Here is a 24,786-nt window from a genome sequence, read left to right as displayed (position 1 = left end):
CTCCCACATACCCAACCCCCGGCTAAAGGGGGGAGAAAGATGAAGTTCTGTCCGAAGTGCGGCAACTTAATGCTCCCTGACAGGAAGAGGAAGGTCTGGGTCTGCCGCTCGTGTGGCCACGAGGAACCCTTTGACGAGCAGAAGGACCGGGAGAAGACCAGAATAACCCAGAAGGTCGAGCACAAACCCGACGAGGGAATCATAGTGGTCGAGCAGGACGTCAAGACCCTGCCGACGACCAAGGTCACCTGCCCGAAGTGCGGCAACGACACGGCCTACTGGTGGGAGATGCAGACGAGGGCCGGGGACGAGCCGAGCACGATATTCTACAAGTGCACCAAGTGCGGCCACGTCTGGAGGGCCTACGAGTGAGCGGGAAGGAGCTTGAGCGTGAGACCCTCAGGAAGCTCGCGGAAAAGGCCCTGAAGGAACTTGAGGAGGCCTACAGAAGGATACCCGACACCGACAACGGAAAAGCTTATTTATTCCGCGGAAAAGAGAGGGTTAGGCTGATGCTCAACATATTAAAGGAGGGGTAAAGATGCCGTTCGAGATAGTTTTTGACGGTGCCAAGGACTTTGCCGATCTTATAGCCACCGCGAGCAACCTTATCGACGAGGCGGCTTTCAAGATAACCGAGGAAGGTATAAGCATGCGCGCGATGGACCCGAGCAGGGTCGTTCTCATCGACCTAAATCTCCCGGAGAGCATCTTCTCCAAGTACGAGGTGGAGGAAGAGGAAACTATAGGAATCAACATGGACCACTTCAAGAAGATACTCAAGCGTGGCAAGAACAAGGACACGCTCATTCTCAGGAAGGGCGACGAGAACTTCCTTGAGATTACCTTCGAGGGAACGGCAAAGAGAACCTTCAAGCTCCCGCTTATCGAGGTTGAGGAGCTCGAGCTCGACCTTCCGGAGCTTCCCTTCACCGCCAAGGTCGTCGTCCTCGGAGAGGTTCTCAAGGAGGCCGTCAAGGACGCTTCCCTCGTCAGCGATGCCATAAAGTTCATAGCCACCGAGAACGAGTTCGTTATGAAGGCCGAGGGCGAAACCAACGAGGTCGAGATTAAGCTCACCCTTGAGGACGAAGGCTTGCTCGACCTTGAGGTTGAGGAGGAAACCAAGAGCGCCTACGGAATCAGCTACCTTGCGGACATGATAAAGGGCATCGGCAAAGCCGATGAGGTTATAATCCGCTTCGGCAACGAGATGCCCCTCCAGATGGAGTACCCGATAAGGGACGAGGGCAGGCTGATATTCCTCCTCGCTCCGCGCGTCGAGGACTGATTTCTTTTCCTTTTCTCTGAGGTGGTGGCATGGACATCGTCAAGCTCAGGGAACTGCTGGAGGCCGAGCTTTCATCTCCGGACCTCACGGAGCTGGACGAGGAGTTCTACCGCGAGTTCGACAGCCTGATAAAGGCCCTCAAGCTAAGCGCCGAGAGCTCCAGGGAGAGAGGTGAAGACATAGAGGAGAAGCTTTACTTGGCCCAGCTCAAAATCGCCGAGGAGCTGATGCGCGAGATTATCAAAATCAGGCTCCATAAAATCGTTGATCTGGCGGTCGAGGGAATCCCTGGCGAGCTGACGTCCGAAGAGCGGAAGGTGTTCGCGGTTCTCAGGGCCTTCGTCGAGCGCGAGGAGGTGCCGGGGGAGGTTCCGGAGGGACAGGCAGAGGTTCCGGTTGAGACGGCGGAACGTGGGCTTCCGCAGAAGAGGGTTCCAGGTGAGGCCTACATCATCAAGCTCGACCTGCCCAGAATACTCGACCCCGAGATGCGGGAGCACGGTCCCTTCAAGGCCGGCGACCTGGTGGTGCTCCCCAGGAGCATCGGCAGGGTTCTCGTCGAGAGGGACGCGGCGGAGAGGATAAAAATCGCCCCGTGATGAAGATGCCCTTCTCTGCCTGCATGCGGGACTGCTACGACACCTGTTCGATGGTGAGCGAGCTGAGGGACGGTAGGCTCATGGTTAGGGGCAACCCGGAGCACCCCGTAACGGCCGGCTTCCTCTGCCCCAAGGGCGCGCTTCTCCCCAAATGGTTTCACGCGGAGGACAGGCTCAAAGTTCCGCTCATCAGAACCGGGGAGCGCGGGAGCGGAGAGTTTAGAGAGGTTGGCTGGGAGGAAGCCATAAAACTGGTGGCGGAAAAGTTAAGGGAGACCCTAGGTGAACACGGAAGCGAGAGCGTTCTCGTTTACCAGTACGCTGGCGATAGGGGCGTTGTTAACTACGCCTTCCCGCTCAGGCTCTTCCACTACCTGAACGCCTCGACCCTCGACTATGGAATCTGCGATAGAGCTGGGCAAGAAGCACTTAAGGACGTCTATGGAACCGCCGTTGGGCTCGACCCGGAGGAACTCAAAAACCAGAGGCTAATCGTTTACTGGGGGATAAACGCCTTCTGGACGAACCTGCACGGCTTTATGCTGGCGAAGCGGCACGGACTTGAAATCTGGACGGTCGATGTTGTGAGAACCGAAACCGCCAGGCGCTCACACAGGTTTTATCAAATAAAGCCAGACACAGATGTTCTCTTTGCCCTCGCGGTTGCGAAGGTCATCATCGAGGAGGGGCTTTACGACAAAGCCTTCGTCCACGAGAACGTTTACGGCTTTGAAGAACTCAATGATTATGTAAAAACACTATCGCTTGATTATGTAAGCAGAGAAACGGGACTGGACGTTGAAACGATCGAGACCTTCGCGAGGGAATTTGCCGAGAAGAGGGGCGTAATTCACATCGGCTACGGCTTCCAGCGCTCCCTGGCTGGAGGAGAGGCCGTGAGGGCGATAGCCCTCCTTCCAGCCCTGGTCGGTCACCGCTTTGGCTTCATCTACGACATGAAGACGATAGACAAAAGCTACGCTGAAGGAAAATTCCTCAGAACGAAACCCGCCAGGAGAATCCCCCAGATGAAGCTGGCCGAGTACATCGAGCGGGGAGAGATTAAGTTCCTCTACGTCTACAACTCCAACCCCCTCACGAGCCTGCCGAACCAGAACAGGCTGAGAAGGGCCTTGATGGAGAACGACGTCTTCGTGGTTACGCATGATATATTCTTGACTGACACGGCCCTCTACTCCGACGTCGTTCTTCCGGCAAACACGTTCTTCGAGCGCCTCGATATAGCGGACAGCTACTACCACCGCTACGTGGCCCTAAATGAACCGGTTGCGAGGCTTCACGGGAAGAGCAACAGCGAGGTGACGAGGCTTCTGGCGAGGGCGCTGGACATTAAAAATCCCTACCTGTATGAGAGCGACGAGGAAGTCATTAGAAAAGTCCTCGAAATTAACGGCCTGAGCTGGGAGGAGCTGAAGGCTAAGGGTTTCGTCAAAGTTCCAGAGAGGCCGAGGAAGTGGAAAACACCGAGCGGGAAGATCGAGTTCTACTCCCAGAGAGCGATGGAGAGGGGCTTAAACCCCTTCCCCGAGTACAGGAAGTTCGAAGGAAAGTATCCGCTCAGGCTTCTCACGCCAACCTACCGAATGACGATAACGAGCCAGTACCACAACACCTACAACATGATTGACCCGAACCTCTACATCAACCCGGCCGACGCAAAGGAGAGGGGAATAGGCGACGGTGACACTGTCGAGGTCTTCAACGACTACGGCAGGATAAAAACGACGGCAAGGCTCAGCGGGGACGTTCCACCAAAGGTGGTCCTGCTCTACAAAGCATTCTGGGTAAAGCTTCTCGGCTGGAACGCCAATTTCCTGACGGCCGATGACACCGTAGAAAAGTACGGAAACGGCTCGGCGTATCATTCAACCTGGGTCGATGTCAGGAAGGTTTGAGGCAAAAATAGATTTTTTCTTCGAGATTTTTGACAAATGCTGTTAGGTCTGTTTTTCAGAGTGACAACCAATGAAGGGCATTCTTTGCAGTCCTAACGCGGGCCTCTTAAGCTGTATGGATATTCGACAAAAAATTGCCCGTTAGACGAACCGAAAGGTTTATATATTCGAACCGATGAGGTTTATAGTGAAGACGACACACAAAAAGGAAGAGGTGATGTAAGATGGTCGTCATAGGAGAAAAGTTCCCAGAGGTTGAGGTCAAGACCACCCACGGAGTGATAAAGCTCCCGGACTACTTCGCCGAGAAGGGCAAGTGGTTCATACTCTTCAGCCACCCGGCTGACTTCACCCCGGTCTGCACCACCGAGTTCTACGCGATGCAGAAGCGCGTTGAGGAGTTCAGGAAGCTCGGCGTCGAGCCCATCGGGCTCAGCGTTGATCAGGTCTTCAGCCACCTCAAGTGGATGGAGTGGATAAAGGAGAACCTCGGAGAGGAGATAACCTTCCCGGTCATAGCGGACGACCGCGGTGACCTCGCCGAGGCCCTCGGCATGATCCCGAGCGGCGCCACCATTACAGCGAGGGCGGTCTTCGTCGTCGACGACAAGGGCGTCATAAGGGCCATCGTCTACTACCCGGCCGAGGTCGGCAGGGACTGGGACGAGATACTCAGGCTCGTCAAGGCCCTCAAGACCAGCGACGAGAAGGGCGTTGCCCTGCCGCACAAGTGGCCCAACAACGAGCTCATCGGCGACCGCGCCATCGTTCCGCCCGCGGCCAGCGTTGAGGAGATCAAGGCCAGGGAAGAGGCCAAGGCCAAGGGCGAGATCGAGTGCTACGACTGGTGGTTCTGCCACAAGAAGATTTGAAGGGCTTTTGCCCTTCGTTTTCTGTTCTCTGTTTTGGATTCTATTCCGTCACGTTTAAATGTGTCTTTGTAGCTGTTTACAATTAATAAAGGTTATGCCATTTAAACTGAAACAATTTTAGTTCGGCACAACATGAAAAATTTATAAAAACTTCTGTCAATAGAAATATTTGGGCGGTGTCATGAAAAAACTTTTCGTATTGCTGTCCATAGTTCTACTATTGGGAGGTGCTGTCTCAGGGGCAGCAGTGTACAACATCCCCATAGACTCCAGGGAGTATCTTGGAGCAAAAGTTGAATACAAGCGGAGCTTCATATTCGGCCCCAGCTTTGAGATTGGGCTTCCAGAGAAGGGATATGGAATAGTTACAGCGTCCCTTTTGCTCCCCAACGGCTCTCTGATGGAGCTCGGGATCTTCTCAGGGCAGGATAAGATAAGAATAAACTACGGCCAGCTCACCAAAGCAATGAAACTCTGGGCCTCCCACCTGAAGGACGCCAAGCTTGAGCCCGGCGCGGTATCTCCTTCTCTGCTACTTGTAGGTACCCTCAGAGATGAAAACGATAACGTGAGATACTTTATAAAAGCGGTACCAATCAATGTGAAAAAAGTGCTCGACAAGAGGAGCATTCAGGTAAAACTACCCAGAGGAAGCTCCAAAACCCTTTACAACAGAGCCCGGATAGAGGATAAGCTCAAATCCATAAAACCTCAAAAGATTAAGAGCAAGGACATTCCAGCAACCACCGAAAACTGGCCACCAAACTTTGACCATGACCAGTGCTATTGGAAGTGTGATCCATGGACGGGATCCTGCTACCAGGTCTGCCTTGTATGGAAATTAGAGCAGGTCCTAGTCTCAAAGTCTAACACGGTCATACCACTCGCCGCGTTCCAAGTTACTGGAGATACCAATGCGATAAACGCGGTCACTATTACAGCAACGTACAAACAAAAAACTACTCAAAGTCTAGAACTTGTCTTTTCTGCCGCTGCCGCTGTAGAAAGGGGAGGTAGTGCTTCTTCCATGGAAGCGGAGATAATAGGGTTCTCACACACGACTAATACAAGATACCTGAATATTCCCGAATCATACGTCCGGATCTGGGGATCAAGAATTGCCAGCCCCTCTGTGATAGGAGCGGGAATTAGAGGCACTGTCATACTGGCAAAATACAGACTCTACTGGTGGGACGGTCTTGTTTACCAAAAGCTTGATGACGTTGCATATGTAATTCTTGGAAAGCCAGACGAAGGAGATATGACTCTCCAAGGATTCGTAGAGAGCGGCTGGCCGAGTCAGTATGGTGGTGTAATAAGAAAAACAATGTGGTTTGTCCATGAGTACTGGGAACCATCGACTTACGAAAAGGGTCAGGGAGGATTAGTCAAATCCGACATAAATTTTGTGTCCTCAACCGATACAGTTCCCCTCTTCTCGGCATCAGCGGTGGCACTTGGAACTCTCAGCTACAACAACCTTGAAATTGCACCCTTTGTGATGGCAATAGGAGTGGGGTTCAATACGGACAGCACACAGTTCTCGCTGATCCACCTTGACTTGCAGCTAAAAGAGGAGTATAAGAACCAGTACGTGGACGGAACGTTCTATTCAAGTAAAGTTAAGTTCCAATACAACGGTAACGAGTACAGTCTGGCGGGTATGTACGGAAACATCTATATCCACAGCAACGGAAGCTTGCCCCCATGCGATCCAAGAACAGGAATATGTCCAACTTCCAACAATTTGGGAAGACAATGATTCCCATTTATTTCTCCTTTTTCCCATAATGTTCAAAATGCTTCGTACAAAAGTGGTTCTGCCACAAGAAGCTCGAGTGAGCTTCTTCCCCCAATTTCGTTTCTCTTCTTACGCTCCACGGAACCAAACCACAAGGAAGGAACCCGTCATCGCCATTGCGTAGGCCACCGGCTTCAATGTCAGACAGCTCCCTTCAGGCACCTTTGAAAGTTCCGATGCAAATACGACGCTTATGAAAGTCAGGTATATCCCAATCCGAAACAGTGCTTTGTTCGCATTGAGTCCGCTCTTTGCCCCAAGCCCCGCGAGATAAGCGATCAACACCACCAAAGTTAATGAAATCCATTTGCTGATTCTTCCCATTGCTTCATAACAGTCGGGAACGTTGCACGTTGCTGTAAAACCGTGCGGATCTATCCACGTGCCATTAGAGGGACATTGCTTTGGTTCCTGGGAATAGGCAAGTGTGATCAGACCTGAAAAAAAGATAGTGAGAATCAGAAGTTCGATAATTTTCTCTTAAATGTCTGCATACCCCTCCCCCCAGCACTGATCGATAACAACAATGCTCTGGAAGTTCCCCGTCTAACCCTTGGCAGTATTCTCTTTATATGACTTTCCCGTAGTATTCCGTTATTCCAGCAGTAGTTTTGCTGGCTGTTTAAATCAAAAACCGAAGTAAACAAGTGAACATGAACGCTCCCTGGGCCTCAAAGTACCCTTCTCCTGAAGAGTACCACCAGCGGGACCAGCCAGGCCAGATGCACGAGCACCGCCATCGGGAAATCGCTGTAGTCGTTTAGGGCTATGCCCTCGAAGACTCTGTACCGCCAGTACGTCGGGAGAAAGGCGTGAGCTTGCTCCAGTCCGTTGAGGGGAAACACCAATTTTTCCGTAGTAGTCCTTCCCCCATTCGCGCAGGTCTTTCCCGAAGACCTTCATAGTCCCATGATAGTCCTTTATTATCTTCACAAGAATCTTGACAGTCGTGGTCTTCCCAGCCCCGTTAGGACCGAGGAACCCGTAGATTTCCCCCTCCTCAACCTCAAAGCTCAGGTTCTCAACGCCGCGCGTTTCACCGTAGTACTTCTTAACGTTCTCAACCTCTATGACGGGCATGCTTTCACCGGCTGAAGACCACGCGTCCATAGTTATGGTATCCATCACAGTAGACCGACCTCCTTCCGGCTAAGGGCAGGGCTTGAAGAGAAAAATGAAAGCCTCAGCTTCCCGCGCACTCAATGAAGGCATTCCACATCTCAAACGGCCCGAAGAGACAGCTCATGTAGCACTCACAGTTGAAGTCCACATCGGCGCATTCGAGGGCACTGCAGATGGTGCCGGGATCACCGGGGTCAATGCCATCCAGGGGGGAGAGGCAGGAATGTATATCCCCCCATCCGGGCGTAGGGAGACTATCCCTAAGGCCATCCGCGTAGCTGTTTACTCCGCCATCGCCAACAACCGAGTTCGTTTCCGGAAGCGGGGGCCAGGGGAGAGGGCAATCGAAGCGCTCTATCGCCGCCCAGACGAGGTGGAAGTAGTAGTTGAAGACGACGGCCGGTCCAAAGTCCTTGCTCTCCAGACAGCATAGCCTGCAGGATTCGCCCTCAACAACGCCCACCATTGCTGCCTTAAGCCTGCAGAGGTCGCACTGCTGGAAGTTTTCATCCTGAATCTCGGAGGAGGCCTTTGACATGGGTCCGACGGGATAGGTTCCAGGGTGCATGGAGGTAAGAGCGGCGCTTCCAATCGATGCCGAAAAGCCCGAGTAACCGGGACCGTTGCGGAGGAGTGCGTTCACCCCGGGGAAGAAGGGGACAGTCATGTCCCTGTCCTCCGCCATGGCTATCTCAAACCTGGTCTCGACGCCCCCGGATTGAAGCCTAACTTCGTGAAGCCCGTAATCAACGGGAATCTCAATCCTGCCCCTTTTGTCGGTTTTTCCAGCCTCCTCCCCGTCAAGAACAACAGTCACGTTGGCGGCGTAAAATCCGGGAGGCGTGACAACCGTCAGCGACAGGCGGAGTGGTTTTTCTCCCTCGGAACCCTCGGGCGGCGTCGGAGCCGTGAGGTAAAGTGCGAGCAGGATCAGGGCAATTGCCACCATCGCATAGCCCTTTCTCTCCTTTCTCAGGAGGAGCATCACACCAGCCGCCCCGAGCGGAAGGGCAAGTATCAGCAACGCGGCCCCCCAGGGGACTGATCCTTCCCCTTCCACGGCCGGTGTTCCTGTTTCGGAGGTGTTTTCAACGAAGAATGAGAAGTAGCCCCTGCCGTCTGTCCACACTGTTTTTCCGGACACGTTTACAGGCGCCCCCGGAACGCTGACCATCCCATAGATGACCGTTCCGCCATCAACCTTTACCGACCGGCTCCAGAGAACTTCAGGCCTTAAATCACTCACGACGGTAGTTGTGTTCAGGTAAACATCCTCACCATCGAAGTAGACCGCGGTGAGGTTGTATCTCCCCTCAAGAAAGGTTGCGTTCCATGTTATCCTGTTCCCCCACCTCACAAGCTTCTCGTTGACGTAAAGAAAAACCGGGCCGGTGAACAGTTCCTCCGGAGTTACCCATGCCATCACGGTACCGTTTTCGTAAAGAATATGAACTTTTGGCCGAAGTTCCTCCACTAGAACCAGCACACCTCCCGAGCCAACGTAACCACCGCCAAAATCATGGGTGATGTCGATTTCATAGAAGGCGATTCCGTCAAGGTCTTCCCTGCGAACGTCCACGTATTCCGGAGCTATTTCCAGCTCCTCCCGGGTGAGGTTCTCGGTGCGGGTGGGAGGTCCAAGGAACTTCTCGTCGAAGGTATACTCTTCAGGCTTCAGAACGGCCTCGAACGTCCACACTACGCTTGAAGCGTTTATCAGGGTCAGAAAACCCATTGAATCCATCAGGAGGAGTTTATTTCCAAAAGCCTTCACGTGTAGGGGCCTCTCACCGAGCTCCAAGAAGAAGAAGCTGCCGTTTTCAGAGGAGAACCGCACCAGCCCCACCGCTTCACCGTCCATTACAGCCGCGTAGAGAAAGCCGTCGTGGGCAAGGACGATACCATCGGGTATGAGCTTCGAGTAGTTGGCCGGAAACATCCACAGGAGGAAGGTCCCATTTTTCGGGTGAAGAAGGCCGATGGTCCCGTGGGGCCTCTCCTTTAGCTCGGCGGTAAAGTATACCCCCTCGGTGGTTGCATAAGTGTCGTAGACCTTCACTATTCCGGCGGAAGAAAGGTCGTAGAAAGTGAGGAGGTTCCCTTCAAGAAAGCCTATCCCGCCGCTTTCGTTCACGCTTCCAGCGTAATAGGCGCTTCCCTTCACGGCAAAGACGTGGATGAACGAAACCCTTCCGTAGTCCCAGATGTAGAGGACGTTTTTGCCCGGATCGAGAACTGCCGGCGGGCCCAAGTCTGCCGAAATGTAGACCCTATCGCTCACGGACATGCCGTTTGGAGGAAAAGGGAGCCTCCAGAATATGAAGTGCGTTTCGTTGGTTTTCAGGCCAATTCTACCGCTGTAATCAGTGAAATAAAGCCCATCCGGAGAGAGTCTCGGGTGGAGTATTGAGCCCCCCGCGTGCCACACGGCAACCTTCGAAGAGGACGCAATCGGCAGGGAAAATATCACCAGAAGGAGCACCCAGAGAAAGGCTTTCCTGCTGGCGGACATATTCTCACCATCCCGCATTTAAGACCTTTGGATTTTGAAGTTTATATGGGTTTTTATTCAACTTTTGTCAATCCTGGGACCAAAGTAAGTTTACCTGTACCAACAAAGACCACCAAAAGCCTAATGTATGAAAAAGGCATCAGAAGTTGCGGTGGTAGAAATGAGGATTGCCCTTCCGGCCCCAAAGCGCAGGGGGGAGATAAGCCTCGAAGAGGCGATAGACCTTAGGAAGAGTGTAAGACTCTACACCGACGAGCCGCTGACCCTTGAGGAGGTTTCACAGATCCTTTGGGCGGCATACGGGATTAACAGGTGGGGGAGGAGGACCTATCCGAGTGCAGGCGCCTGCTATCCATTCGAGGTTTACGTGGTTGCAGAGAACGTCCACGGCCTGGCCCCGGGCATATACCACTACCACGAGGAGGACCATTCGCTGGAGCTGATCAAAAGGGGACACTTCGGAAAGACTCTCGCGGAAGCCTGCCTAAACCAGCGGTGCGTTGCCACCGCGCCGGTGAACGTAGTCATCGTCACCCACTACGAGAGAACCACGAGGCGGTACGGCGAGAGGGGAATAAGGTACGTCCACATCGATGCCGGCCACATGGGTCAGAACATTTACCTTCAGGCAACGGCCCTCGGCCTCGGCACCGTTGTGGTTGGTGCCTTCAGGGATGAGGAGGTAAAAAGGGCAATGAACGTGCCCGGAGAACCGCTCTACGTCTTCCCCCTTGGCGTCCCCGGAGAGTAGTCAGAGCCTCCTGAGCTCCTCAAACCTTATGAGAACCTCCTCCTTTCTCCTTATGAGGTTCTGCCTCCCAGCCTCTTTTCCGTCCTTAAGGTAAATCAGCGTCGGGACGTTGAGGACATCGAAGCGGTTCACAAGGTCGTTCCATTCCTCGGCGTTGATGTGAACGATCTTTATCTCGGGAAATTCCCTGCCGAGATCCACCATGAAGCTTTCGACTATCCTGCAAGGCGGACAGCCCGGAATGGAAAACCACAGGACGGTTTTTCCAGACTCAAACTCAAACTTTCCGTCGTATTCGACTATCATATCCGCACCTCCGGGAAATAAAAATGGTTGTCAGATCCTAGCCCTCTTGAGCAGGAGCGAGTTTGTGACGACGCTGACGCTGCTTATGCTCATCGCTCCGGCCGCCCACTCCGGCTGGAACTCCACGCCGAATAGCACGAAGGCAAGCCCCGCCGCGAAGGGAATCAGCATCGTGTTGTAGAACATTGCCCAGAAGATGTTCTGCTTTATCTTCGCCAGCGTCTTCTGGCTCAGCTTTATTGCCTTGACCACGTCCCTTGGGTCGTTCTTTATGAGAACCATGTCCCCGCTCTCCATCGCTATGTCCGTCGCGTTGCCGACAGCGATCCCAACGTCCGCCTGTGCCAGGGCCGGAGCGTCGTTTATTCCGTCGCCAACGAAGATAACGACTTCACCCTTCTCCTGGAGCTTTTTGACCTCATCCGCCTTGTCCCCGGGCAGAACCTCGGCGAGGACGTGGTCTACCTTGAGCCGCCTTGCTATCGCGTTTGCAGTTCTCCTGTTGTCACCGGTTATCATGCCGACCTTCTTGCCCATCCTGTGGAGCTCCTCGATGGCTTCTTTTGCTCCTTCCTTTATCGTGTCGGCTATGCCTATTACTCCCACTATTCTGCCGTCTATGGCGACGGTTATGGCAGTCTTCGCCTCGTCCTCAAGTCTGTGGAGTGTTTCCTCAACCTCATTCACAGAGTAACCGTTCTCCACCATGAGCTTCCTGTTGCCTGCCAAGATCTCCCTTCCATCCACGACTGCTCTAACACCTTTGCCGGTTATTGCCTCGAACTCCCCCGGCTCCTCAAGCTCAAGGCCGAGTTCCTGGGCCTTCCTCACGATAGCATCTCCAAGCGGGTGTTCAGAGCGCTTCTCCGCCGAGGCAACGAGCTTTATGAGCTCCTTCTCATCCATGCCAAAGGATATAACATCAGTAACCTCGGGCTTCCCCTTTGTGAGCGTTCCTGTCTTGTCGAAGAGCACAACCGTCGCCTTCCTTGCTATCTCAAGCACTTCACCGTTCTTGATGAGTATTCCCATCTCTGCACCTTTGCCCATTCCAACCGTCAATGCTGTTGGTGTTGCAAGGCCGAAGGCACAGGGGCAGGCTATAACGAGGACGCTGAGGAGGGTTGTAAAGGCAAAAAGCAGGGGTTCGCCCGCTACAAAGTACCAGTATGCAAAGGACAGGAGTGCTATAGTGAGAACCGTGGGTATGAAGTATGCAACTATTGTATCCGCCAGCCTCTGTATCGGCGGCTTTGTATTCTGAGCTTCTTCCACGAGTCTAATTATCTGGGCCAGAACGGTGTCTCTTCCGACGCGCCTCGCCTCTATCCTGAGCACGGAGTTCTTGTTTATGGTGCCCCCGATAACCTCATCCCCGGGTTTCTTGAGGTTGGGAACGGGTTCGCCAGTTATCATTGACTCGTCAACGTAGCTCTCGCCCTCGAGCACAATACCATCGACGGGAATCCTCTCACCGGGCTTCACTATCACGACGTCCCCGACCCTGACCTCACTTATCGGAACCTCAATCTCCTCGCCGTTCCTTAGCACTGTTGCCTTCTTCGCCTGAAGACCCATGAGCTTTTTGATGGCCTCGCTGGTTCTTCCCTTGGCCCTCGTTTCAAGGTACCTGCCAAGCAGAAGGAAGGCCATCAGCAGGACGCTGGCCTCGTAGAAGTTGAAGTCCTCCGGAATGACCTCTACCGTTGCGAGGACGCTCGCCAGGTAGGCCGAACCTATGCCGAGGGAGTACATGACCTCCATGTTAAGACTCTTATGTCTCAGGGAGGCATATGCCTTACCGAATATCCCTCTTCCAGCGTAGACTATCGCGATGGTGGATAGAATGAACTGGAGGGGCATGAGGTACGGGATTTCAAAGCCGAAGCGCTCGGCCTGCATAGAGGCGAAGAGGGCTATTCCAATACCCCACGCGACGGCGAGCTTTCTCTTCATGTCGCGAAGGTGCCTCTCCCTTAGTTCTCTCTCGAGATCGCGGGTCTCCTCCCCCTCAACCCCTATGAACTGGTAGCCCACGTCCTCGATGGTCTTCCTGATGTCTTCAATGGTCACGAGGCTTGGATCGTAGCTTACCCTCGCAGTTTCAGTGCCAAGGTTTACGCTCGCCTCCAAAACACCGGGAAGGTCTTTCAACGCCTCCTCTATCGTCTTAACACACATTGCGCAGGTCATCCCGCCTATCTTTATTACAGCATCCCTTCTCTCCCTGATCACCTCATATCCCAGATCTTCGATGGTAGTTATAATCCTGTTAAGCCCGACTTCTGACTCATCGAATTTAACGTGGACGCTCTCTGAATTCAGGTTTGCAGTTGCCTCCTTCACCCCTGGAAGCTCCATCAGGGCAGTCTCTATGGTTTTAACACACATTGCGCAGGTCATACCATTTACCTTGAGCACAAGCTCCATTTTTCTCACCCTGTTACTTACTATGCATGCCAGCTTATGGGGATTATTTTTTACAATCTGAAAAGTAGAGGCGGAGAATTTTTATAGTTCGAAGATTAGATTTGAACGGTGGAACGTCATGAAGATAGACGACCTTGATTTGAAGCTCATTCACCTGCTGATGGACAATTCCCGCCTAAGCATCTCAGAGCTCGCCGAAAGGCTTGGTGTCAGCAGGCCGACGGTAAAATCGCGCCTTGAAAAGCTTGAGAAGGAAGGAGTAATTCTCGGATACACCGTAAAGCTGAATCCGGAGCTTCTCAGGGCGCACAACGTCGTTGCCCTCATAGTCAAAACTGACGAGCCTGAGAGGATGAGGGAGTTCGAGGAGATAATCGAGATAAACCGCTTCACGAGCAGAAAGTACCTCATAAAGATCGCTGTTGAGGATATGGAGGAGCTGAGAAAGGTCATAGAAGGGGCAGGGTTTGAGGTCATCGAGATAATGCCCATTCTTGAGAGCATTGAAAGAACCACTCCCCCGAAGGTCAAGATACCCTTCAAGTGCGACTACTGCGGCAAGGAGATAGTGGGAGAGCCGATAGTCTACAAGTACCACAACAGGGTTTACTTCCTCTGCTGTCCAACGTGCCTGAGGGAGTTCAAAAAGACCCGGGATAACATAGAGAAGTTCAAACTAAAGGAAGAAGACAAAGTAGAGCACGCTCACGAGCACGAGCACCACGCCCATAACTAAATCTCCCATCCCGCTTACCGAGGCAAGCCTATCAACTGCCCTCCCAAGTCTTGCGTATCTGCTTCCGTAGTGGAAGCCCAGGGTAACGAAGGCAAAGGGCAGCACCGATATTCCAATGAACACCACGAGCAGCGCCGCCCTGATTCCGGGAGGGTACTGGCCGGAGAGCAGGGAGCTCACCAGAAGATACGAGGGAAGCACACAAGACAGTGAGAGAAACGCCATCACTCCCCCTATCACAAAAGCGGCCGGTGGAGAGGTAGCCTTTTCAAGAACCTCATTGCTCTTTTCCCTCAGTGGGCTGGAGACTGGTATCTTCACGTAGCCCAGTGCGGAGAGTATTTTAGTAAACTCCCACGGTTATCCCAAAGATGACAACGAAGTATCTGAGCAGGGGTATCTTGGTGTGCAGGTTCATGAGAGCAACAGCTATTATCGAGTATCCCAGAAATGCGCCGACTGTGAATGCCAGGCCGACCCTGAGAACCTTCCTCTCGTCCGTCAGGGCTATCATCGAGAGAAGGAACACTATCATGAGGAATATGGAAGGCCGAAGGGCGTTGAGAATCCCGAGGGCTATTATTGAGAACGTTACCCCCGTGAACTCGGTCACCTGGCTCAGAGAGTCCAGCGGTATATCCGCGGCAGTCATCAGAATTGCGTCTGAAACCTGCATGGCAACCACCTAATGCTCCATCGATGGTGCCCCAAGGCGCACAATCTCCACGGATGAATGGGAGTTCATTGATATATTAACTTTGTCTCCCCTCGCGAGGCACGGGACTTCTATGGGATGGGTGTAGTTGACCTTCAGAACCTCACCGTTTGCATCTATTATCGCAATGCATGTTAGCTTTGTGTTAGTTTGATCGGGAATACAGTTTGTATCGGTCAAAACGACAGCATTGGTGGAGTTCAAAGGCCGTCCTTCAACCAGAACCCCATGAAAAGTATCACGAACCCCTTGTTCTCTTATGGAGAAGTACCCAAAGGTCAGGAGGGACACAATCAGAACCGCTGCAATGCCTGCACCAATACTTTTCATACCTTTCACCGCGGATTTGTATCATAAAAACAATGAAAGAAAACTCCGGAGAGGGCTCACTCGCCGCTCTCCTCGATCCCCATGTACTTCTCGCAGCTCTCGTGCATCTCCTGCCAGCCGTCGCCCATGTACCGGGCCATGTACTCCTCCATGACCGGCTCCATCTCCTCGTGCATCTCGGTGAAGTTGCCGCTGGCCATGTGCTCCTCCATTTCCTCGTACATCTCGTCGTCCATCATGCCGTGCATGCCGTAGCCCATCATTCCGCCGTGCATGTAGCCGCCCATCGGGCCAAAGCCCCAGCGCGTGCCGGTTCTCTCAGCTGTTTCGAATCCTCCAGTGTGGGCCATCCCGAGGGGGACGGCTATGAGCGCTCCGATGAGGAGCCCGATAAACAGGGACTTCCACTCCATTCTGCATCACCTCTTTATTTGTTTCCATCAGTACATTGCCGCCGAAGGGATAATAGGCTTATCATTGACATAATGTGAAAGGATTCCCCCAAATTTTTCAGATGCGAAAGGATAAGGCCGGTCAAATATTTTCACAAGGTTAAATTGATGAACACCCCAAAAACAGCCAGCAAGTACGATAGGTTTTCAAAGGTCTACGACCTCTTCGAGAGTCCAATGGAAAGGAGGGCGTTTTCAAAGTACCGCGCCAGGGCCCTTTCTCTGGCAGAAGAGAAAGTGCTTGAGATAGGCGTCGGAACGGGAAAAACTTCCTATTATCCCCAAAACGTCGATGTCATCGGCATAGACTCCAGCAGGGGCATATGAACTCGCTGTGGCTGTGCTTGAGAACATCGATTATAACGACCTTTCCGCCGTTGGCCAGTACTTCCTTCATGCTCCCAAGTACTGCTTCGGGCTTTAGGAAGTGGTGGAACGCTAGGGTGGAGAGCACGACGTCGAATTCTTTCGGAGCATTTATGCCGCAGTGCTCGTTGGCGATTTCAATGGATTCCCTAATTTTCTCGGCAACGCCCCAGATGGGAGTTACTCATCAAAAAGCAGCAGCTTTTCGGCCTGCCGGCTGCCTTCCGGCATATCTGTGGTTTTGTGGCTATGATAGACTTACAATATCAAGAAGAGATTCTCAACATGCTCTATCCTGAACCGGCTATCTCGATGTTTCTCTGAGTCTCCCGTATCGTGGATGCAGAAGACGAAAATACTCACAGGGGTGTAAAAGCCCTCGTCTTCAAACTCCAAATTTTGGGCGTCCATCAGAAGGAGCTTGACGTTTTTCAGGCCGAGTTTTCTTTCCCTTCTCTCGGCTTCTCCAGAAGACACTCTGAAGGACACTCACCTTGGCTTTTCGCTGGGAGAAATAAAAGAAATGGGCTCAAAGGTGTTCGGGAAGGTCGAAGTCCGGCCTCTTGGACTGCACTGTGGGGTTGACGGTGTTCTCATCGGGCTTTACCGCGCGGTGTTTGCTTAACCAGGGGCCTTTCTCTGTTCTGCCACTTCTTTTAGCTTTAAGTGAGTCTTAAAAGCCTCTTTTTGATGATGCACTCTACTATGAATAAGTTCAAGATTCTCCCCAGAAAACCATAGCGAAGTGTGTAACACACGCCCTCAACACCCAGGGTCATATTATCCACAGGAATGAAGCAGTGTTCATACCGCAATTTCTTTAAAAATGTGTCCTCCTCCTGCATCCCCCCGGAATAGAAGTAGTTTTCTTTAAAGTCAACAATCCGGTATTTTATCCACTTTTCTGTCCCCTTTTCGCGGGTGTAGTATACTAACCCTTTCTTCAATTTCCCGTCATCTTCGGATTTAAACTCATATTCCGGCCAGAATAATCTATGATTATTAATGTTGGATACGAGATAAAAACTTCCTCCACTTTCGCGTCAATAAGCACTGCTATCTTAACACAGTGAGAAAAACCTCGGGACGGTTTACACTCTAAAAACTCAACCTGTGTATTTTTAAGTCTCTTTGATAATTAAGTGAATTTTCTGCTGGTTGTATTTTTTCAAACGCATTTTTTCACCGCCCTTCATTCATCGAGCGGATTCGTCTGTATCCTGCTAAAATTAGAGAGATGGCCTAAAAAATGTAAAAATATGCAAACAAATGGAAGGAACTAACCTTCTAGAAGCTTCCTCTTTCTTCTCTCATACTCCTCGTCGTCTATCTCTCCCCTCGCGTACTTCTCATCGAGTATCTCAAGGGCACGCCTTTTCGAAGTACCGGCGCTTCCACCTGAGCCCTGCTCGACGAGCCACTTGACAAACCAGACAACGCCGGCTATTATCAGCACCCAGAACAGGAGCATGAATATTGCCCCAAAGATTCCAAAGTACCCGAATCCCATCATCTCATGCCACCCCCATTCTCCTTCTCCAGCATGGGCCAGGACCCGGCCTCCAAACTTTCGAACATCATTTTGATCTCCTCAAACACTACTCAGTGGTAAGGGATATAGGGCTTATTATTGGCAAAAAGGAAAGAAATACGCTAAGATTTTCACAAAAGATAAAGTAAGAAGCCTCAGACCTTCAAAAACCTCGCGTTGATGGCAACTATCACCGTGCTCAGGCTCATGAGCAGGGCACCGAGGGCGGGGCTCAGGAGTATCCCGTAGCCGTAGAGAACGCCCGCCGCCAGGGGAATCGCGAAGGTGTTATAGCCAGTCGCCCATGCTAAATTCTGCACCATCTTTCTGTAGGTGGCCCTAGCGAGGTGTATGGCGGTTATGACGTCTCCAGGGTCGTTCTTGACGAGGATTATGTCCGCGCTCTCTATTGCCACGTCCGTTCCAGCTCCGATGGCTATCCCAACATCGGCCTGAATCAAAGCCGGAGCGTCGTTTATGCCGTCGCCAACCATTGCAACGACGAACCCCTGTTTCTGGAGTTCCTGTATCTTTTCAGACTTCTGATGGGGCAGAACTTCGGCGAAGAAACCGTCTAGACCGAGCTCTTCAGCAACCCATTTGGCAACTTTGGCGTTGTCGCCGGTGAGCATGTAGGCCTTTATCCCCATCTCGTGGAGTTTTTCCACGGCTTCCCTCGATTCCGGCCTTATTTTATCTGCCAAAGCCAGAGCACCCACGAGCTTTCCATCGATGACCAAGAAGACGACGGTCTTCCCCTGTCCCAGAACCGCGTTGACACGTTCATCCCCCTTCCAGAGCCCGTTCTCCTTCAGGAAGCCAGGACTGACCACGAGGACTTCTTTGCCGTTAATAACTCCCCGGACGCCCTTGCCCGGAAGGACCTTCGATTCACTGACCCCATAAACCTCAAGGCTGAGCTCTTTGGCCTTTTCCACTATTCCCCGGGCTATCGGGTGGCTGGAGTGAGCTTCGAGGGCGGCGGCGTACTTCAGAATCTCCTCCTCGTTCAGCTTGCCCAGCGGGATTACCTCAGTAACCTCAAACTTACCCTCGGTCAGCGTTCCCGTCTTGTCGAAGACAACGACCTGCACGTCTTTGGCTCTCTCAAAGGCTTCCCTGTTCCTGATGAGTATGCCCTTCTTGGCCGAAATTGATGTCGAGACCGAAACTACCAGCGGGACTGCCAGGCCAAGAGCGTGGGGACACGTTATGACCATGACGGTTACCATTCTCTCAAGGGCAAAGACGAAGGGCTTGCCGAGGTAGAGCCACGCCCCGAGCGTTACCGTTCCGGCCGTTATGGCTATGAGCGTGAGGTAGAAGGCCGCCCTGTTCACCAGATCCTGCGTTCTTGAACGCGTTTCCTGCGCCTGTCTGACGAGCTCAACGACCTGCATGAGGTAGGTGTCCTTTCCGGTCTTCTCTATCCTGACCTTTATTGCTCCCTCAAGGTTTATCGAACCGCCGATGACGGCCTCGCCGGGCTTCTTGTAAACGGGCTTCGATTCACCGGTGAGCATCGCCTCGTTGACGCTCGTTTCACCCTCGACTATGACGCCATCAGAGGGCACCTTTTCGCCGGGCTTGACTAAAACTATGTCGCCCTTCTTCAGCTCGCTCACAGGGACGTCCTTTATCCCATCAGGCGTTACCAGGTGGGCATCAGTGGGCATGAGCTTTATGAGTTCCTCAAGGGCCCGCGATGCTCCAAGGACGGAGCGCATCTCTATGTAGTGCCCTATAAGCATGATGTCGATAAGCGTCGCCAGCTCCCAGTAGAAGGTTTTCCCAGAGAGGCCGAAGGTGACGGCGGCGCTGTAGAAGAAGGCAACCGTGATTGCCAGAGCTATGAGCGTCATCATTCCCGGGAGTCTCTTCCTCAGCTCGTCAGCCATCCCCTTGAGGAAGGGCCAGCCGCCGTAGAAGTACACCACCGCTGAGAGCGCAAACAGGACGTAGTGGTCGCCCGGAAAAGTCAGCTCAAAGCTGAGGAAGTTCTGTATCAGCGGCGAGAGGAGAAGTATCGGAACGGTGAGTATCGCAGAAACTGTGAACCTCCTCTTGAAGTCCTCCATCATCATTTCATGGTGCTTTGCATGAGAATGTCCCCCGTTATGGGTGGAGTGCCCTTCATGGGGGTGTTTTTTATGAGTTTTCTCCTCAGTCACGGCATTCACCTGAGCCAGTCTAAGCGTGAAACGTTAATAGACTTCTTATTTCCAAAATGGAAAATTCTCCAGGATAGGGCTTGGAAATGTAGCAAGTCCAAGCAAGGATCGTCCAACAACCCGGACCATCGAGTTTCGACGGGACGTTTCCGACCGATAAGGTTTTTACCCAATGGAAAGAACCCACAATATTGGAGTGAGAAAAATGGGTGACGTCGTTGTTGAGCCAGCCAGGGGGACACCCGAAGAGGCGGAACATTTCGCAGAGCTCATGGAAATGTCCGCCCCCGAGTATTTTCCCGATTTGCTCGGAAGAAAGTTCAAGGAGCTCTTCAGGGCACTTTTCCTCGAAGAAGAAAACCTCTTCAGCCACGAGCACGTGATTTTTGCGGTCTATGAGAACCGAATAGCTGGAATGCTCCTGGGCTACGACTGGAAGGCCAAGGAAAGGGAGGAAAAGAGAACCGGCTGGCTGATGCTGAAAGCCCTCGGCTTCGACTTTTTAAGGCAGCTTCCAGCTTTCATAAGCGCCGCTTCCGGTTCAGGAAAGCTTGAGGAAGGGGACTATTACATCAGCAACGTCGCCGTTTACCCGGAATCCAGGGGAAAGGGCATCGGAAAGGTCCTCATGCTGAAGGCCGAAGAACTCGCCGGACAAAGCGGGGCGAGGAGAGTTGCCCTTGACGTGGAGACGGACAACAATGTCGCGATATCTATCTACAAGAAGCTCGGCTACTCCGTTGAGAGGGAGCACTCAATCGAGCTCGGCGGAAAGAGATACAGGTTCTACAGGATGACAAAACCACTGGAGAAAATAGAGTAGAGACGTGGATGACCGTTATTGTTCAAGACATTACGACCGAGTGTTTCTGACTAAAGACGGCGATCTTTGACTCCTTTTATAGTAGTAACATTTATGGGCATGCCAATCCTACACTTGATGACAATGTTCAGTAAGGTGATGCCATGCGAATGAGAATTATGGCCATATCACTAATTGTAATAGTGATAATGACCACCATTGGGACGGCCGCTTCAGAGTTCCTGAGCGTGGAGCAGGTTCCAGTTCAGGGAAGCGCGAAGGCCTTCATCTTTCAGCCCTCCACCGACGGGGACGTCAAGCTTCTAAAGCAGGGCCGCATTGCCGGTACCCTCACGTTCAGGAGCGAAAACAGGGCCTGGGAAAGATTGAATACCAACAACCTGCATTCCATCCCCACCCCGCTGATCGTATACTTCACGAAGGACGGGAAGGTTGGCGTTAAGAGCATCGTCCCGGGCAGGAAGCTGGTTCTGGAGGGAATGTTTTCGATCGAGGACGTTGCCGGGCCATCGGGGCGGCCGGATCTTGACCTTCCACTGAGCGCCAGGATACGGTACAAGGTTCGCTCGCTGCTTGGAACTTCCTCATGTCCGCGGGGATACGAGGAACTGAACGCCAGGTACTGCATCATCGAAAACTGGGAGTACCTGAAGGACTCTTACTATGCCGACTCAAGGACCTTCGTTGAGTGGGTCCCGTTTATGGGACTTAAAGTCCGGACGGAAGGGGGCAAGAAAATTGAAAGAATTGGAGCATCGTGGGGAATACAGCTAACAACCTCAACGAGAGCCGTGTGGAGCCTCAGCGTTGATGGAATTCCCGTTCTCGATTTCGGCTCATCATACTCCGGTTCAACATTGAAAGTCAGCTACGCTCCTGAACCCGATGTACGGACTGAGAATGGTTACCTCGATAGATACCTCAACCTTCCGCTGAAGTACGTAGTTGCGATATATAACATTCCTGTCTATGACAAATGGAGAAAACAGTACGCAAGTATTCCAATAGCTGGAGTGTATCCTATTGAGGTCACGATGAGCGGCTTTCATGAGGTAACAGAACGTGACTTGAACAGGAATAAGATCCTTACCGACTACCTTTTGAGTTCACAATTCCCTACAGTTAATACAGGATCAAAAGTAAAAGTCTTCAGAACTACCAGTTATGGCACGTACGACAACATAGTTTTTGAATTCCGAGGTAGTTCCAACCATAAGTTCTACTCTGTTCCGTTAGGCGGCTCTGCCGCCAGCTGGCTGTGGAGCAAACTTCCAGGCGCCGGTGCACTCTCGATAACGTTCAGTTACTCCAATACATCCCAGTCCGTTGTGACGTACGGAATTAGAGTCATGAACGCCCCTCCAAACCAGCTGTATTATGCGACGGTATTAAAAAGGGACATCGAACTCACCAAGGACAACGTTGAGCTGGCGATGTACTTTACCACCATTGATGACGGCACGGATTCTATGCCGCCATGCTTTGGAAACGTGTGCCCAAGTTCCACGAACGAAAGGAAGACAGACAACTAAATCCCAATTTTGCCTCTTCATTTCTCCCGAACGCTGGAAGATAAATAAAAAAGTGATCTTCACCTCAGAATCCTCATCGCGTTGAAGACCGCTATCAAAGCCACGCCGACGTCGGCAAAGACCGCCTCCCACATCGTAGCCTCTCCGAGAATTCCGAGGCCGATAAAGGCGAGCTTAACGCCGAGGGCGAAGACTATGTTCTGCCATACTATCCGCTGGGTCTTTCTGGCTATCCTGATGCCCCGGGGGAGCTTCGAGGGCTTGTCGTCCATTATGACGATATCGGCAGTCTCTATGGCAGCATCACTTCCGAGCGCTCCCATGGCAACGCCAACGTCCGCCCTAGCCAGCACGGGAGCGTCGTTTATCCCGTCGCCGACGAAGACGACCGTTCCATCATCTTTCTCCTTCTCAAGCTCCTCTATGACCCTCACCTTGTCCTCCGGCAGAAGCTCGGCGTAGAAGCCGTCGAGGCCAAGCTGCTTCGCTATCTCCTCCGCGACTTCCCTGCTGTCGCCGGTGACCATCACGACCTTCTTGACGCCAAGGCGCTTGAGCTCTTTCACGGCCTTCGGGGCGTCATCTTTTATCTCGTCCGAGATTATTATGTACCCGGCGTACTTCCCGTCGATGACGACGTGTGCCACGGTTCCCTTAACCCTGCACGTATCGTGTTCGATGTTGAAGCGGTGTAACAGCCTGTAGTTGCCCACGAGAACCTCGATTCCGTCAATTCTCGCCCTGACGCCGTGGCCGGCTATCTCTTCGTACTCGACTATCTCTGCCTCGTTGATTTCCTTGCCGTATGCCTCGCGTATGGCCTTCGCTATCGGGTGGTTCGAGTGAGCCTCGGCAAGGGCCGCGAACCTGATGATCTCCTCCTCGCTAAATCCGTTCCTCGTTTCCACCTTCGTGACCTTGAAAACGCCCTTTGTCAGCGTGCCGGTTTTGTCGAAGGCGACGATGCTTGCGTCCTTGAGTGCATCGAGGTAGTTGGAGCCCTTGACGAGTATCCCCTCCCTGGCGGCTTTCCCAATGCCCCCGAAGTAGCCGAGCGGGATCGAGAGCACGAGGGCGCAGGGGCACGAAATCACGAGAAGGACCAGCGCCCTGTAAACCCACGTTGAAAACGGGTCTCCCGTAATCAGCGGCGGGACCGTGGCTATGAGCGCCGCTATTCCGACCACCGCTGGAGTGTAGTAGTGGGCGAAGCGCGTTATGAACTTCTCGGTCCTGGCCTTCCTGGCGCTCGCGTTTTCGACGAGTTCCAGAATTCTCGATATCGTTGACTCGCTAAGCTCCTTGGTAACCCGGACCTTGAGGACGCCGCTTAGATTGACCATGCCGGAGAGGATTTCCTCCCCTTCCCTTACCGTCCTGGGAACGCTTTCACCCGTCAGGGCGGAGGTATCAACGGTTGATTCACCCTCTATGACAACGCCATCAACGGGAACCTTTTCACCCGGCTTTACCAGGATTGTATCGCCGACCTTCAGCTCCTCCGGCTTCACCCTAACGACCTCGCCGTTCCTGAGCAGGTTAGCGTACTCGGCCTTGAGCGCAAGCAGTGCCTTTATGGAGCGCCGTGACCTGTCCACAGCTAGGTCCTGGAAGAACTCCCCTACAACGTAGAAGAGCATGACCGCCACTCCCTCCGGATACTCCATGATGGCGAAGGCTCCCAGCGTGGCCACCGCGATGAGGAAGTTCTCGTCGAAGACGTTGCCGTGCAGGGAGTTGAGCACCGCGCTTCTAAGCACCTTCCAGCCAACGAGGAGGTAGCTCGCAACGAAGACCCCGAAGACGAAGGCGTTGTCCATGCCGTAGTAATAGCGGAGTACCACCCCGATTCCAAAGAGCATGAGCGACGGGATTATGAAGTAGAGAGCCTTTTTGGGATCCTCTTCACCGTGCTCGTGGTGGTGGCCGTGGTGTGAGTGACCGTGCTCGTCCGCTTCTATGATCTCGACGTCCGGCTCGACCTTTTTGATTATCTCCTTGGCCTTCTCAACGTCGCCTTCTATAACCGCCTCCTTGGTGGCGAAGTTGACCAGTGCGAACTCAAAGCCCTCCTTTTTGAGGGCCTCCTCTATCTCGTAAGCACAGCTCGCGCAGTCGAGGCCCTCAAGGACGAGCTTTTTTGCCATCATTTCACCTCCGAAAGGTGCTCAATGGCCGTCCTCAGTATCTCCCTGATGTGCTCGTCGTCGAGGCGGTAGAAGACGTTCTTGCCGTCCTTGCGGTAGGCCACTATCTTCCTGTCCTTGAGAATGCGTAGCTGGTGGGAGATTGCCGAAACGGAAAGCTTGGTTATCGCCGAGAGGTCACAGGTGCACAGCTCCCCGGCCTCCATGAGAGCGAGGAGTATTTTGAGCCTGGTTGGATTGCCCAGCGCGTCGAAGAAGTCCGCCATTTCAAGTATGCGCTCCTCCCCGGGGAGTTTTGCCTGGGCCTCCAGGATTTTATCCAGATGCTCCTCGTAGACCTTACACACCTCAGTCATTCTCCATCACCTCTACATTTGAGCAGT

23 protein-coding genes and 4 pseudogenes are annotated in these 24,786 nt (G+C 52.8%); 12 read left to right on the top strand and 15 right to left on the bottom strand.

Going from position 1 to position 24,786, the window contains the following annotated elements; genetic code table 11:
- Positions 1–39 precede the first annotated feature (39 nt).
- The 7 genes from E3E27_RS01770 (at position 40) to E3E27_RS01740 (ending at position 6,440) form a co-directional block, all read left to right on the top strand.
- A complete protein-coding gene (locus E3E27_RS01770; RefSeq protein WP_014789693.1) occupies positions 40–372 on the top strand; it encodes a transcription factor S in 333 nt (110 codons plus the stop codon).
- A complete protein-coding gene (locus E3E27_RS01765; RefSeq protein ID WP_014789692.1) occupies positions 369–539 on the top strand; it encodes a hypothetical protein in 171 nt (56 codons plus the stop codon). The genes E3E27_RS01770 and E3E27_RS01765 overlap by 4 nt, the downstream gene beginning before the upstream one ends.
- 2 nt (positions 540–541) lie before the next feature.
- Positions 542–1,291, top strand: a complete 750-nt coding sequence (locus E3E27_RS01760) for a DNA polymerase sliding clamp (protein WP_167773232.1) — start codon at positions 542–544, stop codon at positions 1,289–1,291.
- 29 nt (positions 1,292–1,320) lie between these two features.
- Positions 1,321–1,890, top strand: a complete 570-nt coding sequence (locus tag E3E27_RS01755) for a hypothetical protein (protein ID WP_167773231.1) — start codon at positions 1,321–1,323, stop codon at positions 1,888–1,890.
- Positions 1,891–1,895: 5 nt separating this feature from the next.
- The gene (locus E3E27_RS01750) at positions 1,896–3,806 is read left to right on the top strand and encodes a molybdopterin-dependent oxidoreductase (RefSeq protein ID WP_167773693.1); all 1,911 of its coding nucleotides are present in this window, start codon (positions 1,896–1,898) and stop codon (positions 3,804–3,806) included.
- Positions 3,807–4,030: 224 nt separating this feature from the next.
- Positions 4,031–4,678, top strand: a complete 648-nt coding sequence (locus tag E3E27_RS01745; RefSeq protein WP_014789688.1) for a peroxiredoxin — start codon at positions 4,031–4,033, stop codon at positions 4,676–4,678.
- 169 nt (positions 4,679–4,847) lie between these two features.
- Complete coding sequence (locus E3E27_RS01740) at positions 4,848–6,440, top strand: hypothetical protein (protein ID WP_240910639.1); 1,593 nt, start codon at positions 4,848–4,850, stop codon at positions 6,438–6,440.
- 710 nt (positions 6,441–7,150) lie between these two features.
- Here the strand turns inward: E3E27_RS01740 and E3E27_RS10685 are convergent.
- The 3 genes and pseudogenes from E3E27_RS10685 to E3E27_RS01725 all read right to left on the bottom strand — a co-directional run.
- Positions 7,151–7,326, bottom strand: a pseudogene (locus E3E27_RS10685) (ABC transporter permease); the annotation flags it as partial.
- 20 nt (positions 7,327–7,346) lie between these two features.
- Positions 7,347–7,559, bottom strand: a pseudogene (locus tag E3E27_RS01730) (ATP-binding cassette domain-containing protein); the annotation flags it as partial.
- A gap of 103 nt (positions 7,560–7,662) precedes the next feature.
- A complete protein-coding gene (locus E3E27_RS01725; protein ID WP_240910638.1) occupies positions 7,663–10,131 on the bottom strand; it encodes a hypothetical protein in 2,469 nt (822 codons plus the stop codon).
- 142 nt (positions 10,132–10,273) lie between these two features.
- Here E3E27_RS01725 and E3E27_RS01720 point away from each other — a divergent pair, with 142 nt between their 5' ends.
- Positions 10,274–10,864 carry a SagB/ThcOx family dehydrogenase gene (locus E3E27_RS01720; RefSeq protein ID WP_167773690.1) on the top strand — a complete coding sequence of 197 codons (591 nt, stop codon included), beginning with the start codon at positions 10,274–10,276 and terminating at the stop codon, positions 10,862–10,864.
- Here the strand turns inward: E3E27_RS01720 and E3E27_RS01715 are convergent, their stop codons facing one another.
- Both E3E27_RS01715 and E3E27_RS01710 read right to left on the bottom strand, forming a co-directional pair.
- Positions 10,865–11,170, bottom strand: coding sequence for a thioredoxin family protein (locus E3E27_RS01715; RefSeq protein ID WP_167773230.1), 306 nt, complete (start codon positions 11,168–11,170; stop codon positions 10,865–10,867). It lies immediately after the preceding gene.
- A 30-nt stretch (positions 11,171–11,200) separates the two neighbouring features.
- On the bottom strand, positions 11,201–13,600 hold the full coding sequence (locus E3E27_RS01710) for a heavy metal translocating P-type ATPase (protein ID WP_167773229.1): 2,400 nt from the start codon (positions 13,598–13,600) through the stop codon (positions 11,201–11,203).
- A 118-nt stretch (positions 13,601–13,718) separates the two neighbouring features.
- Between E3E27_RS01710 and E3E27_RS01705 the strand changes: the two genes are divergently transcribed.
- A complete protein-coding gene (locus tag E3E27_RS01705) occupies positions 13,719–14,336 on the top strand; it encodes a TRASH domain-containing protein (RefSeq protein WP_167773228.1) in 618 nt (205 codons plus the stop codon).
- Here E3E27_RS01705 and E3E27_RS01700 read toward each other — a convergent pair.
- The 4 genes from E3E27_RS01700 to E3E27_RS01685 are packed head-to-tail and all read right to left on the bottom strand — an operon-like array spanning position 14,277 to position 15,794.
- A complete protein-coding gene (locus E3E27_RS01700) occupies positions 14,277–14,657 on the bottom strand; it encodes a hypothetical protein (RefSeq protein ID WP_167773227.1) in 381 nt (126 codons plus the stop codon). The genes E3E27_RS01705 and E3E27_RS01700 overlap by 60 nt on opposite strands.
- Positions 14,658–14,679: 22 nt before the next feature.
- Entirely contained in the window at positions 14,680–15,012 is a 333-nt protein-coding gene (locus tag E3E27_RS01695; protein WP_167773226.1) for a hypothetical protein, read from the bottom strand.
- Between the two features lie 9 nt (positions 15,013–15,021).
- Entirely contained in the window at positions 15,022–15,381 is a 360-nt protein-coding gene (locus E3E27_RS01690) for a hypothetical protein (protein ID WP_167773225.1), read from the bottom strand.
- 56 nt (positions 15,382–15,437) lie between these two features.
- A complete protein-coding gene (locus tag E3E27_RS01685) occupies positions 15,438–15,794 on the bottom strand; it encodes a hypothetical protein (RefSeq protein WP_167773224.1) in 357 nt (118 codons plus the stop codon).
- Between the two features lie 147 nt (positions 15,795–15,941).
- Here E3E27_RS01685 and E3E27_RS01680 point away from each other — a divergent pair.
- Positions 15,942–16,157: pseudogene (locus tag E3E27_RS01680) on the top strand (methyltransferase type 11); the annotation flags it as partial.
- Here E3E27_RS01680 and E3E27_RS10680 read toward each other — a convergent pair.
- From E3E27_RS10680 to E3E27_RS01660, 4 genes and pseudogenes are all read right to left on the bottom strand, one after another.
- Positions 16,129–16,314 carry a class I SAM-dependent methyltransferase gene (locus tag E3E27_RS10680; protein WP_371731554.1) on the bottom strand — a complete coding sequence of 62 codons (186 nt, stop codon included), beginning with the start codon at positions 16,312–16,314 and terminating at the stop codon, positions 16,129–16,131. The pseudogene E3E27_RS01680 and the gene E3E27_RS10680 overlap by 29 nt on opposite strands.
- Positions 16,315–16,457: 143 nt before the next feature.
- Positions 16,458–16,664, bottom strand: a pseudogene (locus E3E27_RS10805) (methyltransferase type 11); the annotation flags it as partial.
- 814 nt (positions 16,665–17,478) lie between these two features.
- Positions 17,479–17,712, bottom strand: a complete 234-nt coding sequence (locus E3E27_RS01665) for an SHOCT domain-containing protein (protein ID WP_167773223.1) — start codon at positions 17,710–17,712, stop codon at positions 17,479–17,481.
- 173 nt (positions 17,713–17,885) lie between these two features.
- Positions 17,886–19,808 (bottom strand): heavy metal translocating P-type ATPase, encoded by a 1,923-nt coding sequence (locus E3E27_RS01660; protein WP_371731553.1) that lies wholly within the window; start codon positions 19,806–19,808, stop codon positions 17,886–17,888.
- Positions 19,809–20,106: 298 nt separating this feature from the next.
- On the opposite strand from E3E27_RS01660, the gene E3E27_RS01655 reads away from it, so the two are divergent.
- On the top strand, positions 20,107–20,724 hold the full coding sequence (locus tag E3E27_RS01655; RefSeq protein ID WP_167773688.1) for an N-acetyltransferase: 618 nt from the start codon (positions 20,107–20,109) through the stop codon (positions 20,722–20,724).
- A gap of 143 nt (positions 20,725–20,867) precedes the next feature.
- On the top strand, positions 20,868–22,256 hold the full coding sequence (locus tag E3E27_RS01650; protein WP_240910635.1) for a hypothetical protein: 1,389 nt from the start codon (positions 20,868–20,870) through the stop codon (positions 22,254–22,256).
- A 59-nt stretch (positions 22,257–22,315) separates the two neighbouring features.
- Here E3E27_RS01650 and E3E27_RS01645 read toward each other — a convergent pair whose 3' ends face one another.
- Together E3E27_RS01645 and E3E27_RS01640 are read right to left on the bottom strand one after the other, a co-directional pair.
- Positions 22,316–24,403, bottom strand: a complete 2,088-nt coding sequence (locus E3E27_RS01645; protein WP_167773222.1) for a heavy metal translocating P-type ATPase — start codon at positions 24,401–24,403, stop codon at positions 22,316–22,318.
- Positions 24,403–24,759: a helix-turn-helix transcriptional regulator gene (locus E3E27_RS01640; RefSeq protein WP_167773221.1), complete on the bottom strand. Its 357-nt coding sequence runs from the start codon at positions 24,757–24,759 to the stop codon at positions 24,403–24,405. Before E3E27_RS01640 ends, E3E27_RS01645 begins: the two co-directional genes overlap by 1 nt.
- Positions 24,760–24,786 lie beyond the last annotated feature (27 nt).

Origin of the sequence: Thermococcus sp. MV11 (genome assembly GCF_012027285.1) — an archaeon.
Taxonomy (GTDB): domain Archaea; phylum Methanobacteriota_B; class Thermococci; order Thermococcales; family Thermococcaceae; genus Thermococcus; species Thermococcus cleftensis.
Note: the sequence above shows the minus strand (reverse complement) of the source record. Positions and strands in the feature narration are given on the sequence as shown.